Genomic DNA, 15657 nt, shown 5'->3' with positions numbered 1-15657 from the left:
TCAGTTCTGCCCCTAAGAACCCAAAAAACCCGTCAGATGCCTGACGGGTTTAGTTTTGTTAGGGAGATTAACTATGGGAAGATATGCAGTTACTACGAGTAATAAATAGGTAGTAACTAAATTTAAGATTCCGATCGCACTCAAATCCGTTAACCCATAAGACTTTCCCTTACTTCTTTGGGTGTGACGTAATGCTTTACCTCATTACTATCTAACAAGTTTATGTATCTCAACTTCATTCTTGTTCAAATCCCTGATTACTAAATTTGAGAACCCTACAGTTCTCGCTAACTGTGCGAATCACGTTCTCTGGCACTCCTTCAGGGACAGTGACCTGAAGTTCTAAGGTAATTTCTACTTCAGCATCTACCAAACTACTGAGGTGTTGAATAACCTCGTCTGCTATCTGTCCTATGTCACGTCTTAGCCGCAATGCGTCCAATTTGACTGAACCATAGAAACGTTTTGGTGGAACTATGACAGTTACTTGGCTATCAGAGGAGCCATCTGCTGTTACTACAGTGTCAATAGTTTTTTCCTTGTCAGTCTTATAGCTTCCTGTTTTTTCTTTAAATACTGGTGGAGTTACAGGTTTAGCAGCAGCATCTGCCTCAAACTGGCGTTGCGCTACTTCTGGCTTAACTATCAGACTTTGACTGCTAAGGGTTACGGTAATGTGTTCAGCTGCTTTCAAACCAAGATAACGTCCTTTGGATTCATCCCAGCCTGTGGCATAAGCAAAGTTTTCATTCCATAGTAACGCTGCAACTCCTTCTGCGATCGCTTGTAATAGCACTTGTTGATTTTTGATGCGTGGCAGGTAAAGGTAGTACGCTAAGTACTCCCACAACTTTTTAAGGTCGAGGTGGTTTACATCGCGCCAGAGATATGGATCGAGGGCTTCTAGGCGCAGGCGACTAGCGGCATAGTTAGCAATCAAATGTTCTTCATGAACTGCTTTGCGGCTTGCTTGCAGAATAGGAGAGTCTTGCTTTTGCAATCGGATTTCTTGCCATTCAATCTCTCCTTGAGGGTCGGGTTGCATCGGTACTAACAGCCAGATGTAAGCCTCCTGAATTAAACTTTTTACATCTTTGTCGGTTTGCTGTTGTTTAGTCGTCGCCTGATTACTTTGAAAAACATCTAAGTTTAAGGCTTCTTTATCTCTAATAATCGAATTCCAGGCGAGGTACTGGCAAACAGATTGTTCTAATAGCTCCAGTTTTGCCTTGTCTGGTGCCAGGAACAGCAACATATTTTTGCAGTACCGAGGACTGGCCCCCTTTTGGTTTAGTATTTCTTCGGCTCTAGTGCGGGCTTGGGTTTCGCTTTCCTTATGTTTATGGGGATGTTGTGGCCCCATGACAACCAGCCTTACGGCCATTTCATCAGGAACATCTGCGGAGGAGTCGGGAGCAATATGTACTCCAGCAAATTCACCCCGTTGTTTATCAGCCTTTAATCGGAGAATGATTTCATCCCAAACTTTATCTTGATCCTGTTGAATTTGCTCGGCTCGGTCTTGGGCAAGTCTGGTGACACTAGGCTGAGTTGAGAACCAGTAACGAGTGTTATCAACATAAAGATGTGTGGACTGGTCGGTAAGTCGGCGCAAAGCGTCGCCAAAAGTTGCTGCACTTTCCCCTGGTTGAACACACCCTAACTTGATCCGATGATCTTCAACACCACGATTGGCTGCTCTTAGAGTAGGAGCAGAACCAAGGTAAATCGTCCGGGCAACGCGGCGACAGGCAGAGTAACGTCCTAAGTTCGGGTTTTGGCGATCGCACGCTAATGGTAGAGAATTATATCCATCTACATCTTTTTCAATCACTGGCACCCAGTTATCTTCGAGGTAGCGAGTCAATTCTGTTTGTACCTGTCCGTCATCCATTGGTACGCTGGCAGGCATGATTAACAAACTCTTGTCCTGTCCTTCCCAAAGTGAATGAATCACCTTTGCCATCAGTCGCAGCACACCCCGCGTGCGTTGGAATTTGTCGAGAGTTGACCAGTCATTATAAAGTCGATCAAATAGTTCTGGATGGATAGGATAGGCATTTTCTAGCCGTCGTTTGTAACTAGCTTCTCGGCACTCACTAGGAAACTCCTGAGATTGGTTTTGGTACATTTCTGCAAAGGCACGGATGATGGCATCACGGGCAATAAAGCCACTTTCTTCGGTGATGGGTTGAAACAGTCGCCGCCGCACAATTTCAAAGCTTTCATCGGCAGTTGCTGGTCGCCAAGGAGATTCGACTCTGCCAATAGCATTTTTGAGTCTACTTAAGGCTGCTTTACCGCGATCGCCTCCAATCTCATTATCAGATGCCGGAATACTTACGACCAAAAGAGTTTGATTAGCGTTTTTTGCCGACTCACTCAAAGTCTGGGCAAAGGTAAAGTGAGTGTCAAAGCTGCCCCCCGGAAGGTCGTTTATTTCGTGAAGCTGTCGGGCATAAGCCACCCATTCATCAATTAAAATCAGGCAGGGTGCATAGCGGTTAAACAGCAGCCGGAGGGCATCGCCAGGGTTAGTTGAAGTTTCATCTGCTTCTCGAATCATTTCGTAGGCTTCCCTACCGCCCAGTTGCCAAGCTAATTCGCCCCAGAGTGTTCGGACAAATGTGCCATCTTTTTTAGGTTGAGGCTGACCAGGAGAAATTTTATTTCCTACCAGCACTGCTGTATTAACTTTTGGCGGAGGTAAAACATTTGCCGCTTCCAGCACTGGTTCCAATCCTGGTAACTCGGATGCCGGAACTCCCATAAACAGGTGGTATAGTGCCAGCATCGCGTGGGTTTTGCCGCCACCAAAGTTGGTTTGCAGTTCGATAACGGGGTCGCCTTTATTGCTAGAAAGACGTAGTAAGGCATTTGTGAGCAGTTGCTTTAGCCCTTCGGTGAGAAAAGTGCGGCTAAAAAACTCTGTAGGTATACGGTATTCGTCGGAACCTTCACCTAAATAAACTTGCCAAAGGTCGGCAGCAAATTCTGCTTGTTGGTAGCTACCAGAGGCAACATCTGGGTGAGGTGTAACAATTTCTCGCCAGGGTTTTAAACCGCCTACAGGATTGCCTTCTAGAGGTTGGAGAGTAGCACGACGAGTTTCACGACGGGCTTGTTCTGTAAAGCGTAGCCGCAAAAGTTCTTGTTTTTGTTTATCAACTTCATCTGCTTCTGGTGCAGAAAAAGCAGAAAGTAACCGCGATACGCTATCAAGAGCGCGATAGGCATCATCTGTAGAGAGTGGCTTGTTGTGCGCCCAAGAGTTGCGCGTGTCAATTAATTCCCCAACCAAGCTTCTTTCAGCATTGCCCAGAGTCTTTTTGAACACTTCACGCCACTGATTAGACATGAGTTTCAGCAGTGCTGATTCGTCCTGCTTGAGAATTTGCTGGACATTACGTCTTAGGCTGTGGTCTTCTGGAACAAAAGGTGTAGCGGCAACTACCCACTTATCACCATAAATGGAACGCATTTCCCTTTCCACAAAAGGATATAAGCCATCTCTCAAAAGGTCTAGCACCCTGCCAACTCGTTCGCGGTTACTTACGGACATAGATTTTTTATACTAGTTTTTCTTTGAACTCAGGGCTGCTGCCTCACAATCGCTACATCTACTCTGGGCGTTAGAGCCACCCAGAATGTGTTAATAGGCTGAGGCTAATAATGAGAGTCGAAAATAATTAAAGTAAAGCCATTTGTAAGGGAGTCGATTCTTCGGTTTCAGCAGCGAGGCGAGAAATTTCTGGCCAGGAAATCACTAAGCTGTTGTAAGCGACACCTTCAGCAGCCCAGCCTTTTCTGTCGCAAATGTTATACAGCCGATAAGCTAATTCCCTTGCTGCTTCTCCTATGGTTCCCAGTTGAGATAGCAAATTTGCAGCACCTTGATTTCCAGCACCGTCTTGCAATTCCCGAATCATGTGTTGTGTGGCTTCCCAGACCGTGAGGCGGTTATCGGTTTGGGGATTCCAATTTTTGGGTAATTCGTCGCGGCGCAATAGTCGCACTTTACCCGCCTTGGCAGTGAGGATGCCAGCGTCTACCATGCCTTGTACTGCTGTATTCTTAGCTTTAGAGAGGGTTTCAGCATCGCCAAATAACCCTTCAGTAAAGGTGTGCTGTTCATACCAAATCAAAGCAAAACGGGTTTCAGCGTCGAATTCTCCTTCTTGTTCTGCGAGAAATTCGTCTAAGGTTTGGTTAATTAATTGCAAAGCGGTACGCACAGGCATTTCTTTCCCGTCTGATTCTATGACTTTGCTGTAGCGGGAGTAAATTGCCATACCAGGGCCAATGCTGGCTTGTGCTAAATCTACTGGGGCGATGTTGCCTTGTTGCAGTTTTTGCAGAGCATCAGGGAGTTCGCGTTTGAGAATGTTGACGAATTGCCGGCGGGTGGTGGATGGGGCGGTTTCTGGGCGGGGACGACAGACGAGGACGATGGATGAGGCGAGGGCATTGCTACCGATGTCGCGTAGCCTTCCTGGTTTTTCTGTACGCATTGGCAAAGTAGCAGTAATGCTAAAACCAGATTGAATTAGCCCTTCTAGCATTGTTTCCCAACCAGTTGAAGCAATATTTACTTGATTGTTTCCTTTCTCATCATTGTCTTCGTCTGTCTCTGCTTGTTTAAAAGCATAGTAAACGCTGAAAGGATAGTCTGGATGAGCAGATTTTCTGACTACATTAAATACTTTTCTCAAACCTTCCTCAAAAAATTCCTTGGCTTGTTCACGATTACCGTGGCGAAATGGGTCTGCGACAAGTTCTTGATTTTTGGGTACTAGCAGAGTTGAGAATAGTTCAGGATATATAAAACTTAGAGAACGACGCAGCCAAACATAGAAAAAATCTGATAAGTCAGCATATGGTACTGCATCATAGTAAGGTGGGTCAGTAGAGACAATTAGTTTATAAGAACTATCAATTTCTGTAGTTGCGTCTTTCAGTATTGCTCTACTATTAACAACAAAGTTTGTTTCATGAAGGGGTAAAGAAATCAATACTCTAGTTATTGAATTTATAGCAACGCTTAAGTCCCCAGCTGAACCTGAAAAAGAGTTTGCCTCGGCAAAATCCCAGACCATAGGTAAAGCCTGTCTTCCAAAAGTATGCACCAACTGATCGCGACTTTGGCTCCAAATAACGAGGGATGAATTGTTATCAGCTAAACGACTTACACCCAGACCCAAATAGGTTGCTACTGCATCCGCGTAAGCTGTTGCATCCTTATCACCTTCACAAAGCAGCGAATTATTATCAGGTGCTTTAGCAGACACCGCCTCAAAAAATACCTTTTCCCTAGCTTCGCTTACCAAGTTACTTAAAGTATCGAGCGCTAAGAGTTGGCGAGAGGTAAACAAGTCGGCGTGTGTTGTCATCCCATAGATACAAGGTGTGATATGACGAGAGTTGTGGACAAGTTCTATTTCTGGTTTCCACTTTGGCTGCGCTTTCGCTGCAATTTCTTCATGTTCCTCATTCGGTGATAAATATACCCGCCCTCGCTTATTTTCTGCCACAATAGCCGTCAAACGTGAATTAATCCGCCCTGTTTTCCCTTCACTGCGTATGTAATCCAAAGGTACAGGCGTATCGCAACAGATACAAACTGCACCCTTGCGGCTAACAGTTCCATCTCGTGGCTTACCTTTACCAGTCTTCACCTGAAAACTGACCACAGGCGGTTGCTGACTGTTATCAACAATTGGTTCAACCCAAGCTTGCTTATCCTTCTTCGTTGAAAGCGTAAATGAACGAACTAACGGCATTTTTGCACCACAAGCTGGGTTAGGACATTTCACCGTTCTTGCCCACAACCAAGCAATTACCATCGCCTGACCACCACCATATTCCTGTGGTAAATCTACTTTTGGGTAAAGATGCCCAATCCGCTTAAAAGCCTCATCTCGCATCCATTGCCCGTAATAGCGTACATCTTCAGCTAAACCCTGCGCCCCATACCATTTTTTAGTAGTCAGAGAGTTTTTGCGCGAATCAGGGTTAACCGGAGGCTGATTTGCAAATTTGGGTGGGATTTCAATCAAAGCTTTGGTAATTAAAACCGCCACCGGATTAATATCACTACCATGTGCCTCCAAACCCAATCTTTGCGCTTCCAAAGGTATGGAACCCCCACCGCAAAAAGGGTCTAGGACAGGTGGTGGATTGTTATTAGTTGATTTGAGAATTTCTGCTTTAGCTGCGCCTAAAACTTCCTGATTATTGATATTTTCCCACTTCACCAATTGCTCGATAATTTCAAACAGGCGTTTTCTCTCTGTATCCTGCGCCTCTTTTGTGGGAAATTTATCAGGATGACTTGACGGATCATCTACCAAAGACGAAAACAAAACTGCCCGACAAGTTGCTAGCGGTCGCCGCGCCCACCATAAATGTAGCGTCGAAGGGTGTCCATGCCTAATTGATTTTTCTCTGGCAGATTCTTTGTTAATTGCTTCCAGTGGTAACGCGACTTCGATTAGCTTTTTGCGGTAGGTCATTATTTTGCAAGACTTGTATAATTGAAGTCTGTATTTCTACCAGCAAGCAGCGCAAAACATTCCGAATGAGTGGGCTTACGGAATCATTGCATCAAATAATTTAGTGGGCAATTAGCCTTTGTTGATTACTGCTTACTTAACTTAGTTACAGAGCTTCGTCTGGCAATTATAGTCATTGTGATACAGTCTAAGTCGAGTAAAATTACTTAAAAATGCCTAAAAATATATAGTTTTAATAATTGAACAATTGCACATTATCTTTACGAGAAAGCTTCTTCTCCAGAAGGTAATAAATCCAAGAAGGGTAAAAAACGATGACTTCTAACACAATTTCTTGGGATTCTATCCGTGATGAGGTTTTAGCAGATCCAGAGGTAAAGGCTGAATACAATGCCTTGGAGTCAGAATTCAAGTGTGCAAAACAAGTTATTGCTTTAAGGAAGGCTAGCGGCTTAAATCAACCGGATTTTGCTAAGTTGGTTGGCATTAAACAGCCACAGCTAGCTCGGATTGAATCTGGGAAACAGGTTCCTAAAATTGAAACTCTAGCAAAACTTGCTAGGAGTGCAGGTTACGATGTCGAGATTCGCTTTGTAGCACCCAAAGGAAAGCGATCGCATAAAGTCGAGCCTCTGAGAATTTCTGCTAAAGAGTTAGTTTAGTCCTGTGATTGCTCTCACCAAAGCATCCCTTTTTACTTGGATAACTAGCTATCCAATAAAGGAGGCAGACTCAAGAGCGATTACTCTGACAAAATTGCGATGTCTACGATGGTCACTGAGCTTTGTCGAAGTGCGGGCTACGCTTACGCACCGAAAAACAATCAGCAAACCAAGTAAACCTTTAGCAGTTATTTTAGTGAAAGCTAGAGTTATTAAATTTTGGCATATTTGGGCTAGCTTAAATCATCATAGAATAATGGCACATCATAAAATTTAAACTTTTGATCTACTGTAATTATTGTTAAACCTTCTACCAAAGCTTGAGCAATTAACATCCGATCAAAAGGATCTTTATGGTGTAGAGGCAAATCAGCAACCTTTATTCCATGTGCCAATGTCATAGACAAAATCTCAAACCGACTGAAGCGCAAAGCCTCCTCCAAATTACTAGGAGCAATTAACTTTCCTAAAGACTGTTTAATTGAAATCTCCCAAGCACTAATCGCACTAACGAAAATTACATTTTCAGGATTAGTAATTACCTCTCGTAACCGATCTGACAATTTAGAATCATTTTCTAAAAACCACAACAAAATATGAGTATCTAACAAAAAACTCACTACTCATCCCCATAAAATGCTGCAATTACTTCTTCTGGAGTCTCATCAAAATCATCAGCAATCTTAACTTTTCCCTGCCAAAAACCCGCAACTCTTGGCTTTAAGGCATCATTTAAATCAGCTTTAGTAACTGTAGGCTCAGGTTGAGTCAAAGGCAAAACTTTTGCCAAAGGGACACCCTGATGAGTTAGGGTAACTTCAACATGATTTTGGATATCTGACAATAAATCAGCTAAATTTTCAGATAAGTCAGCAATATCAAAAGTTTTTGGTGACATTTTGCTTATGCTCTCCTGATTACCAGCATTATAACCAATAAAATCTACCCTCACTGAAGACGAAATTAAATAGTATTGGAGGATGAAGAATGATTAAAAATATGAAGAGTGTAATCGTTAACACGGTAAATAATTATTTTAAACTGGCTCAGTTCCCTGTTGCCACAACTCCAGCCAATCATAATTAATACTCGTCACAGCAAAATCTGGTTCTTTATGGAACGGACGGCGTAAGTAGTGAATAGAACAATTACCTTCCATATCTTCTGCTAAAGGCACTTGCACCAATGCCAAAATGAAATTATCTGGCTTGTTTAGAGCGGTAATAATTTCATTCTTCGTCACTGTCACAGTTTTAGCGCCTGTAATTCGCCCTTTCACCTCAATAAATCGCAACTGTCCTGTTTCTGGAATGCGTGACTCAATATCATAGCCGCACTTCTGGGTACTCACATCAGTTGGTTCGTACCCTAAATTGCGTTCTACTTCCATCACAGCCGTCATTGCTGCCTGTTCTACCCGTTCTGTCTCCCTGGCAAACATCGCTGTTGTTGTCTGTTGTTTGCCTTGCATTCGTTGCAGCAAGCTTACTGAAACTACCAACGCGCCCCCAACCACCACAGGCGGTAATGGCGATAATCTACGTTCTTGCTCTAATTCCTCCAAGCGTTGCATTAACCGTGCTTGCAAATCATCAGCTCGCTGACGTGCTTTACCTGAGTTAATTTTGGCATTAGGCTTGCCAGCTTCCTCTTGCATTTTCAGTTCTTCAGCCCGATGATCCCAGTAATTAATCTCCTTGGTTAATCTATCTTTTACTGCTGTCATCGTCTTAGCAATAAGTTCCTCTTTGCGCTGCTTGAGTTCTTGAAGATGTTGGGGAACAAGGTGAGCGATCGCATAACTCTTGGCTTTTGCTTCTAAATCTTCTCGCAACCAAGATTCTTCTAAAACTTTTTCCACAACACCCTTTTCCTCGTCTGTTAGCGGACGGTAATTGAGGTAAGGTGCGTAACCTGCATTGTAAGTATTGCCTTCTGGATTGATTTCTACATATTGCATCCGCCGCGATACTAAACGCCTAGAGCCATTTAGATTTGTCCGCGCGTCTTGTATGGAATGTTCTAGATAAACTAAGGCGCGGGTTCCTTCGCTGGAATCATTTTCATCAATTAAGATAGTCCCTTGTTTCAACAAATCCCGGTGTCGTTCCAAAGTCAGGTCAATTGTGGCATCCAGTAGAGAATGTCCAGAACAGATGAAGGCAGCTAGGGGTTTACCAGAAATGCTGATTAAATCTTTTTCAAAGCAGACACGTTCGTAACGTAGCAGCAACGGTTCACCTACACCAATTTGCCGCCCTCGATTGCGAATAACTGCCGGAACATGACTGATTTCGTAACGCTGGGGTTCACGTTGACGCAATGTTCCACCTAATTGGGTAAATGCTTCTAGGAAGAAAGAAGCAATAAAATGAGGTTGCAACCGTCGCGCTTCTGCTCTTTCCATTTCTTCCCGAATTTGCTGCACTTTGGCGATATCCATCGAATCCCGTGCCAAAGCCCGTTCTTCTAAAAGTTCGCGTAGTCGCTGTTGGTCGAGTTTATCATGTACGATTTGGTTGAGTCTGTCTCGCACCTCTGGTTGATCGCCATAGCGAATTGCTTCAATCAATAACTCTCGTAATTCTGTCCCTGCGATCGCTTTCCCCAATACATCAAATACTTTACCTCCCAGTGCCTTCTGCTCTGCCTCTATCTTTTTCAATAGCGCTAAATATACATCGCCTTCACGAGTGCCTTTTGCCACTAAATTCCATAAGTGACAAACCTCCGTCTGCCCAATCCGGTGAATTCGTCCGAAACGCTGTTCTAGGCGGTTAGGATTCCAAGGTAAATCGTAATTAACCATGAGATGCGCCCTTTGCAAGTTAATCCCTTCACCCGCAGCATCCGTAGCTATTAAGACTTGTACTTCGATATCTTGGGTAAACGCCTCCTGCATTTTGCGGCGTTCTTCGCGTCCCATTGCGCCATGTATATTTACCACAGCTTCATTACGTCCAATTAGCGTCCGAATCCGATCTGTCAAATAATTTAATGTGTCCCGGTACTCAGTAAAAATCAGGAGTTTCCGCCGATGTCCTTGGGCGTTGAACATTTCGGCATCATTTTGCAAAAGATTCGAGAGTTCTTCCCATTTTTTATCTTTACCACTACGTCGCACCCGCAGTGCCAGTTGCTCTAATTCTTCTAAAAGTTTAATTTCTGTTTGTAATTCTGCGATCGTCCGTGATGCTGTAGCTAGGTCAACGACTTCCTGTTCTGTTGCTTCTCGTTCTTCACCAGGAATATCCTCTAAATCATCTTCTAAGTCTTCCAGATCCAGAACCTGCTTAAATTCAATGATGGTTGCATTACTTCCCCGCCTCAAAACTTCTTCTTGCCTCAGCCGTTTTTGCAACCTTTCCCGACGGCGTAGGAGCGATTGATATATAGCTTCTGGGGAAGAAGCAAGCCGACGTTGCAAAATAGTTAAAGCAAAGCCAACATTACCTTTGCGTCCTTCATTTTCTAAAGCATCGGCACGATTAAATTCCTCGCGGACGTACTCAGTGACTCGCTTATACAGTACCGCTTCTAAATCCGATAGTTCATATTCTATAGTGCTAGCTTGGCGTTCTGGAAATAGCGGTTTTCCATCAAATTTCAGCAAATCCTCTTTAACCAATCGCCGCATCAAGTCGGAAGTATCGGCTACGTGAACACCATCGCGGAAGCGTCCTTCAAATCTGTCTCCATCCAATAACGCCATGAACAACTGGAAGTCTTCCTCTTTGCCGTTATGTGGTGTCGCTGACATTAATAAAAAATGCCTAGTTAAGGTTGAGAGTAACTTACCAAGTTTGTAGCGTTTCGTCTCTTTAATTTCACCACCAAAAAATGAAGCTGACATTTTATGAGCTTCATCACAAACAACCAAATCCCAGTCTGTCTGCGCTAGTTTTGCTTGTAAATCTTGATTACGGCTGAGTTTGTCTAGTCGCACAATCACCAACGGCATTTCAGCAAAAGCATTTCCAGTTACTGCTGATTCAATGCGATCGTTGGTGAGAATTTCAAAACGTAAATGAAACTTTTGCGACAATTCATCTTGCCACTGTGGCGCTAAACTACCGGGACAAATCACAAGGCAACGATGCAAATCACCTCGGATCAGCAATTCCCGCATCAGCAACCCTGCCATAATAGTTTTACCTGCACCTGGATCATCTGCTAAGAGAAAACGCAGAGGTTGACGAGTTAACATTTCCCCGTAAACGGCAGTGATTTGGTGTGGTAAAGGTTCGACTAGAGAAGTGTGAACGGCTAGCAAGGGGTCGAAGAGATAAGCTAGACGGATGCGGTGCGCTTCTGATGCCAGACGAAAATTAGCCCCATCAGCAGTAAAACTCCAAGCACCACCAGAGGTGATTATTTCCAAGGTAGGTTCTCTGTCTCGAAAGACTAACTCATTCCCTAGCGTGCCGCTAGCATCTTTGTATGTTAATTCCACAACATCAGAGCCATGCCACTGAGCATCAACGATGGCGACAATACTGTTTGGCAGGATACCTTGTACTTGCGTGCCTTTTGTCAAATCCTCAAGTCTAACCATATTGCGGTGTTTTCCCTTTTGGCAGATGTCAGTAGCAATGTAGATACCAATGTTTTTTGGCTGGACATTGCTCCTTATGACCATAAGAGACACTAGGCTGGTTAGTAGCTAGTATATTTACTGTTTTTGGCTGTGGTAGCTTGATGTTGCTTAGAAAATGGCGTTGCTTAGTTGACACAGCTGATTTAAGCGATCGCTCAATTCTATCGGCTATATGTAAAGTGAAATAGAGTGCGATCACCCGATTAAGCGATCGTGATTCTGATTTGCGTATATTTCACACTATGGAAACAAAAATTTTGTGCCTGTACAAATGCTGCGATCGCAGCATTGTATGAAGTACATGGCTAGAATTTACAGTTATACAAGGTTTTTGAGGATTGTCGGCAATTTAATAGCAGAAAATGTACTTAGATTTTATTTATTGTTGTTACTTTTTTACCTAAAGTAAATTCGATATTATTCTAATTCAGTATTTAAAATAAAAAGCTCATGAGATAAAGTGAGCAGCAATATCAGGGGTGATAGATATGTATATTAATAAATTCGGTCTTTATATCGCCATAGCTGACTTTACAGGAACTTCTTATTAGTAACAGCCGTATAACTATTTATGAGTACAGTAAATTTACTGTCTGCAACTTCTTCCTGGTTGTTGGGATTCTAAAGATTTAATCTGAATTACCGATGAAAAACTCTCAGCTAGACACAACCCTTGAGTATTATAAGACTGCAATTGACAGGCTAAAAGCAGCTGGTACGTCTATAGATACTGAGCAGGTTCTGGAAGTGTTAAATGCTAGGAATGCTGTGCAGGTGGCTTTAAAGGATGCAACATTCATTTCTACCAGCAGGTTAAAGCAGCTTCTAGAGTTAGATGCAGAACTCAGGAAACAGGCAGGACAGATTAACAAAGTTATCAAAGCTGAACAATTTGCTCTCTGGCGAGAAAGTATACATCCCTCTGCTGAAGCTTGGTGGTGGAGGTTGGAAAATCTTAGCCCTCCCCACAAGTGGGATAGTTGGGATTGGTTGTGGAAAGGTTTGGTAGTTGCTGGTTGGACTGCTAACCTCAGTTTACTGATTAATATTGCTACTCGCTTTTTCAGTGGGGGAGCAGGATTATTGGGAGCTTCTGCGGTTATTTTGCCAAGTATTCTGGCATTGCTACAGGCAAGTAGTGAACTAACTAAAGCTGGTAAAGAAGGATTTGACAAATTACTCACAAAGCTAAATATTCCCCAACACTTACAAGAAGAGGCTAAGTTGGGGTCAACTTTGTTAATGACAATATTTTTACTTGGTTTTTGGTTAACTCTACCGTCAATTGCTCAGTTATATAACCGTAATGGGCTAAATAATTACCAAGAAGGAAAATTAGGAGCAGCAGAACAAGACTACCTCAAAGCAATTTCCTTGGATGCCGATAATGCGGATGCTCATTACAATCTCGGCAATCTTTACGAGGATTTACAAGACTTTGAGAAAGCCCGGAAGCATTATCAAATCGCAGTGGGAAGTGACGTTCCTGATGCTTACAACAATCTAGCTCGCTTATATATCCAGGATAAAAAATATTCTCAGGCTACAGCTTTGCTACAAAACGGACTGGTGAAAGCTAAAGAGCAGAATAGCTCACCCGAAGTCAGATATAGCCTGTTTAAAAATTTAGGATGGGTGAGGTTTGAGCAAGGCAGATATAAAGAAGCACAAGACACCCTAAAAGCAGCAATTGGGATGGCGAATAACCCAGAAGTAGCAAAGTATATCGGGAATACTGGTGCGGCACACTGTATCTTAGCTCAGGCAATGGAGCGAGAAAAAGAACCAACCGCATTGGAGCAATGGCAGAAGTGTTGTGAACAAGGTTCTACTCTCAATGCTGAGGAGGACGCATGGTTACATCTAGCTCACCAAAAATTAAACAAGGCGGGAATATGCAAAAAGACCGGAAACTGATTAGGTTAATTGGGATCTTACTCAGCCTACCTTTTATAGCGGTAGCAACACCTGGGTTTACTCAACAGAATAGTCTAAATTTTATCACCGAGGTTAAGGGAGATGTCAAAATTAAGTACTCTGGACGCAAGAACTATCAAAAAGTATATGGCGGTGAAATACTAAATTCCTCTGATTCTTTGCAATTGGGGCGAGGTGCTTCTACGAAAGTCGTATGTAATAACTTATCAACTTGGAATGTTAGCTCTCCAGGGAAATTTTCAGTTTCTAGTGGTTGTCCATCCACTGAAAAACCCATTCTCATTAGAAATGGTAGTAACCGCGTTCGGACTCGCGCTCCAAATGATCCGACAATTCCTTACATCATTAGTCCGCGTGATACAGCAATTTTGAGTGACAAACTAACTCTGCGTTGGAATGCTGTCAAGGGTGCAACCAGCTATCAGGTAAAGTTACGCGGGCCAGGAGTTAATTGGACAACTGAGGTGAAGCAGCCAGAGGTTGTTTATTCTGGTAAGGAAACTCTGCAACCAGGCTCTCGTTATCGGGTAATTGTGACTGCTGATAATGGAGTATCTTCTGAGAGTGAAGCACCTGCTGGATTTACTTTACTGAGTGAAGAGGATGCTAAACGGGTAAAGGCTGAAATTACACAATTGCAAAAGCAACCGCTAACGGATGAGTCCAAAACCCTTGCTTTGGCATATCTGTACCAAAGTATGAATTTAAACGCTGCGGCAATTGATTTATTAGCAGGATTAGTTAAGCAAGGAAGTAGAACCACATCGGTTTATCAGCTTTTAGGCAGTCTCCACCAGCAGGTAGGTTTACATCGATTAGGTAAGGAACAGTATTTCACTGCACTGAAGTTAGCTAAGGCAGAAAAAAATCTGGAAGCGCAAGCAATCATCCAAGCCAGTTTAGGGGAAATTGATATAGTCCTTGACAACTTGCAGCAGGCATTTGAGTCATTGCAAGCTGCTCAAAGTAATTATCGTGCTTTGGGAGATGAGCAACAAGTACAGCAACTACAGCAGAAATTAGATAACCTGAAAGGAAGGCTACCAGAATGATTAACCTGCGAACTAGACAAGTAATAACCCTGTTGACTTTGTTAGCAACATCTGGGTTATGGGTGTTAATGCCAAAGCCCACAATTGGGCAATCAACCCCTCCGGTTTCAACTGCTCAGTCTGCCCAATTGACAGAAGCAAAACGACTCAATCAACAGGTGATTCAACTTTATAAAGAAGGCAAATATGCTGAAGCAATTCCTTTAGCAGAGCGTATGCTGGCTATTCGTAAGAAGCTGCTGGGGAATGAGCATCCCGATGTGGCATCTAGCTTGAATAATCTGGCTGTGCTGTACGAAAAACAGGGAAGGTATGCAGATGCCGAACCCCTATATCGCCAAGCATTAGAAATGAGAAAACGCCTGCTGGGAGATGAGCATCCCGATGTAGCACAAAGCTTAAATAATTTAGCTGGGCTTTACGAAAAACAGGGAAGGTACGCAGATGCTGAACCCCTATATCGCCAAGCATTAGAAATGAGTAAACGCCTGCTGGGAGATGAGCATCCCGATGTGGCAACTAGCTTAAATAATCTAGCTGCGCTGTACAAAAGCCAGGGAAGGTACGCAGATGCCGAACCCCTATATCGCCAAGCATTAGAAATGAGTAAACGCCTGCTGGGGGATGAGCATCCCGATGTGGCAACTAGCTTAAATAATCTAGCTGGGTTGCACAAAAGCCAGGGAAGGTACGCAGATGCCGAACCCCTATATCGCCAAGCATTAGAAATGAGAAAACACCTGCTGGGAGATGAGCATCCCGATGTGTCAACTAGCTTAAATAATCTAGCTGGGCTATACGAAAGTCAGGGAAGGTACCCAGATGCTGAACCCCTATATCGCCAAGCATTAGAAATGAGTAAACGCCTGCTGGGAGATGAGCATCCCGATGTGGCA

At 43.4% G+C, this 15657-nt stretch carries 8 protein-coding genes and 1 pseudogene; 4 read left to right on the top strand and 5 right to left on the bottom strand.

Translation table 11 applies throughout. The annotated features are described in order from the left end of the window. Window positions 1-235 precede the first annotated feature (235 nt). The gene (locus tag G1O98_RS07815) at window positions 236-3562 is read right to left on the bottom strand and encodes a Swt1 family HEPN domain-containing protein (protein WP_163928210.1); all 3327 of its coding nucleotides are present in this window, start codon (window positions 3560-3562) and stop codon (window positions 236-238) included. 127 nt (window positions 3563-3689) lie between these two features. Continuing rightward, on the bottom strand, window positions 3690-6512 hold the full coding sequence (locus G1O98_RS07810; protein WP_163928208.1) for a DUF1156 domain-containing protein: 2823 nt from the start codon (window positions 6510-6512) through the stop codon (window positions 3690-3692). A 314-nt stretch (window positions 6513-6826) separates the two neighbouring features. Between G1O98_RS07810 and G1O98_RS07805 the strand changes: the two genes are divergently transcribed. After that, complete coding sequence (locus G1O98_RS07805) at window positions 6827-7174, top strand: helix-turn-helix transcriptional regulator (protein WP_163928206.1); 348 nt, start codon at window positions 6827-6829, stop codon at window positions 7172-7174. A gap of 233 nt (window positions 7175-7407) precedes the next feature. Here the strand turns inward: G1O98_RS07805 and G1O98_RS07800 are convergent, their stop codons facing one another. From G1O98_RS07800 to G1O98_RS07790, 3 genes are all read right to left on the bottom strand, one after another. Beyond that, window positions 7408-7794 (bottom strand): type II toxin-antitoxin system VapC family toxin, encoded by a 387-nt coding sequence (locus G1O98_RS07800; RefSeq protein WP_163928204.1) that lies wholly within the window; start codon window positions 7792-7794, stop codon window positions 7408-7410. Continuing rightward, a complete protein-coding gene (locus G1O98_RS07795; protein WP_163928202.1) occupies window positions 7794-8072 on the bottom strand; it encodes a hypothetical protein in 279 nt (92 codons plus the stop codon). The genes G1O98_RS07800 and G1O98_RS07795 overlap by 1 nt, the downstream gene beginning before the upstream one ends. A 138-nt stretch (window positions 8073-8210) precedes the next feature. Continuing rightward, window positions 8211-11729 (bottom strand): helicase-related protein, encoded by a 3519-nt coding sequence (locus tag G1O98_RS07790; RefSeq protein WP_163928280.1) that lies wholly within the window; start codon window positions 11727-11729, stop codon window positions 8211-8213. 687 nt (window positions 11730-12416) lie between these two features. Here G1O98_RS07790 and G1O98_RS07785 point away from each other — a divergent pair. The 3 genes and pseudogenes from G1O98_RS07785 to G1O98_RS07775 all read left to right on the top strand — a co-directional run. Beyond that, entirely contained in the window at window positions 12417-13688 is a 1272-nt protein-coding gene (locus G1O98_RS07785) for a tetratricopeptide repeat protein (protein WP_163928200.1), read from the top strand. Next, a complete protein-coding gene (locus tag G1O98_RS07780; protein WP_163928199.1) occupies window positions 13625-14761 on the top strand; it encodes a fibronectin type III domain-containing protein in 1137 nt (378 codons plus the stop codon). Before G1O98_RS07785 ends, G1O98_RS07780 begins: the two co-directional genes overlap by 64 nt. Window positions 14762-14931: 170 nt before the next feature. Further along, a pseudogene (locus tag G1O98_RS07775) lies at window positions 14932-15657 on the top strand (tetratricopeptide repeat-containing protein); the annotation flags it as partial.

The organism is Nostoc sp. UIC 10630 (assembly GCF_010747425.1).
In the GTDB taxonomy this organism is placed as follows: domain Bacteria; phylum Cyanobacteriota; class Cyanobacteriia; order Cyanobacteriales; family Nostocaceae; genus Nostoc.
The sequence above is the reverse complement of the archived record's forward strand: the minus strand, read 5'-3'. Positions and strand labels throughout refer to the sequence as shown.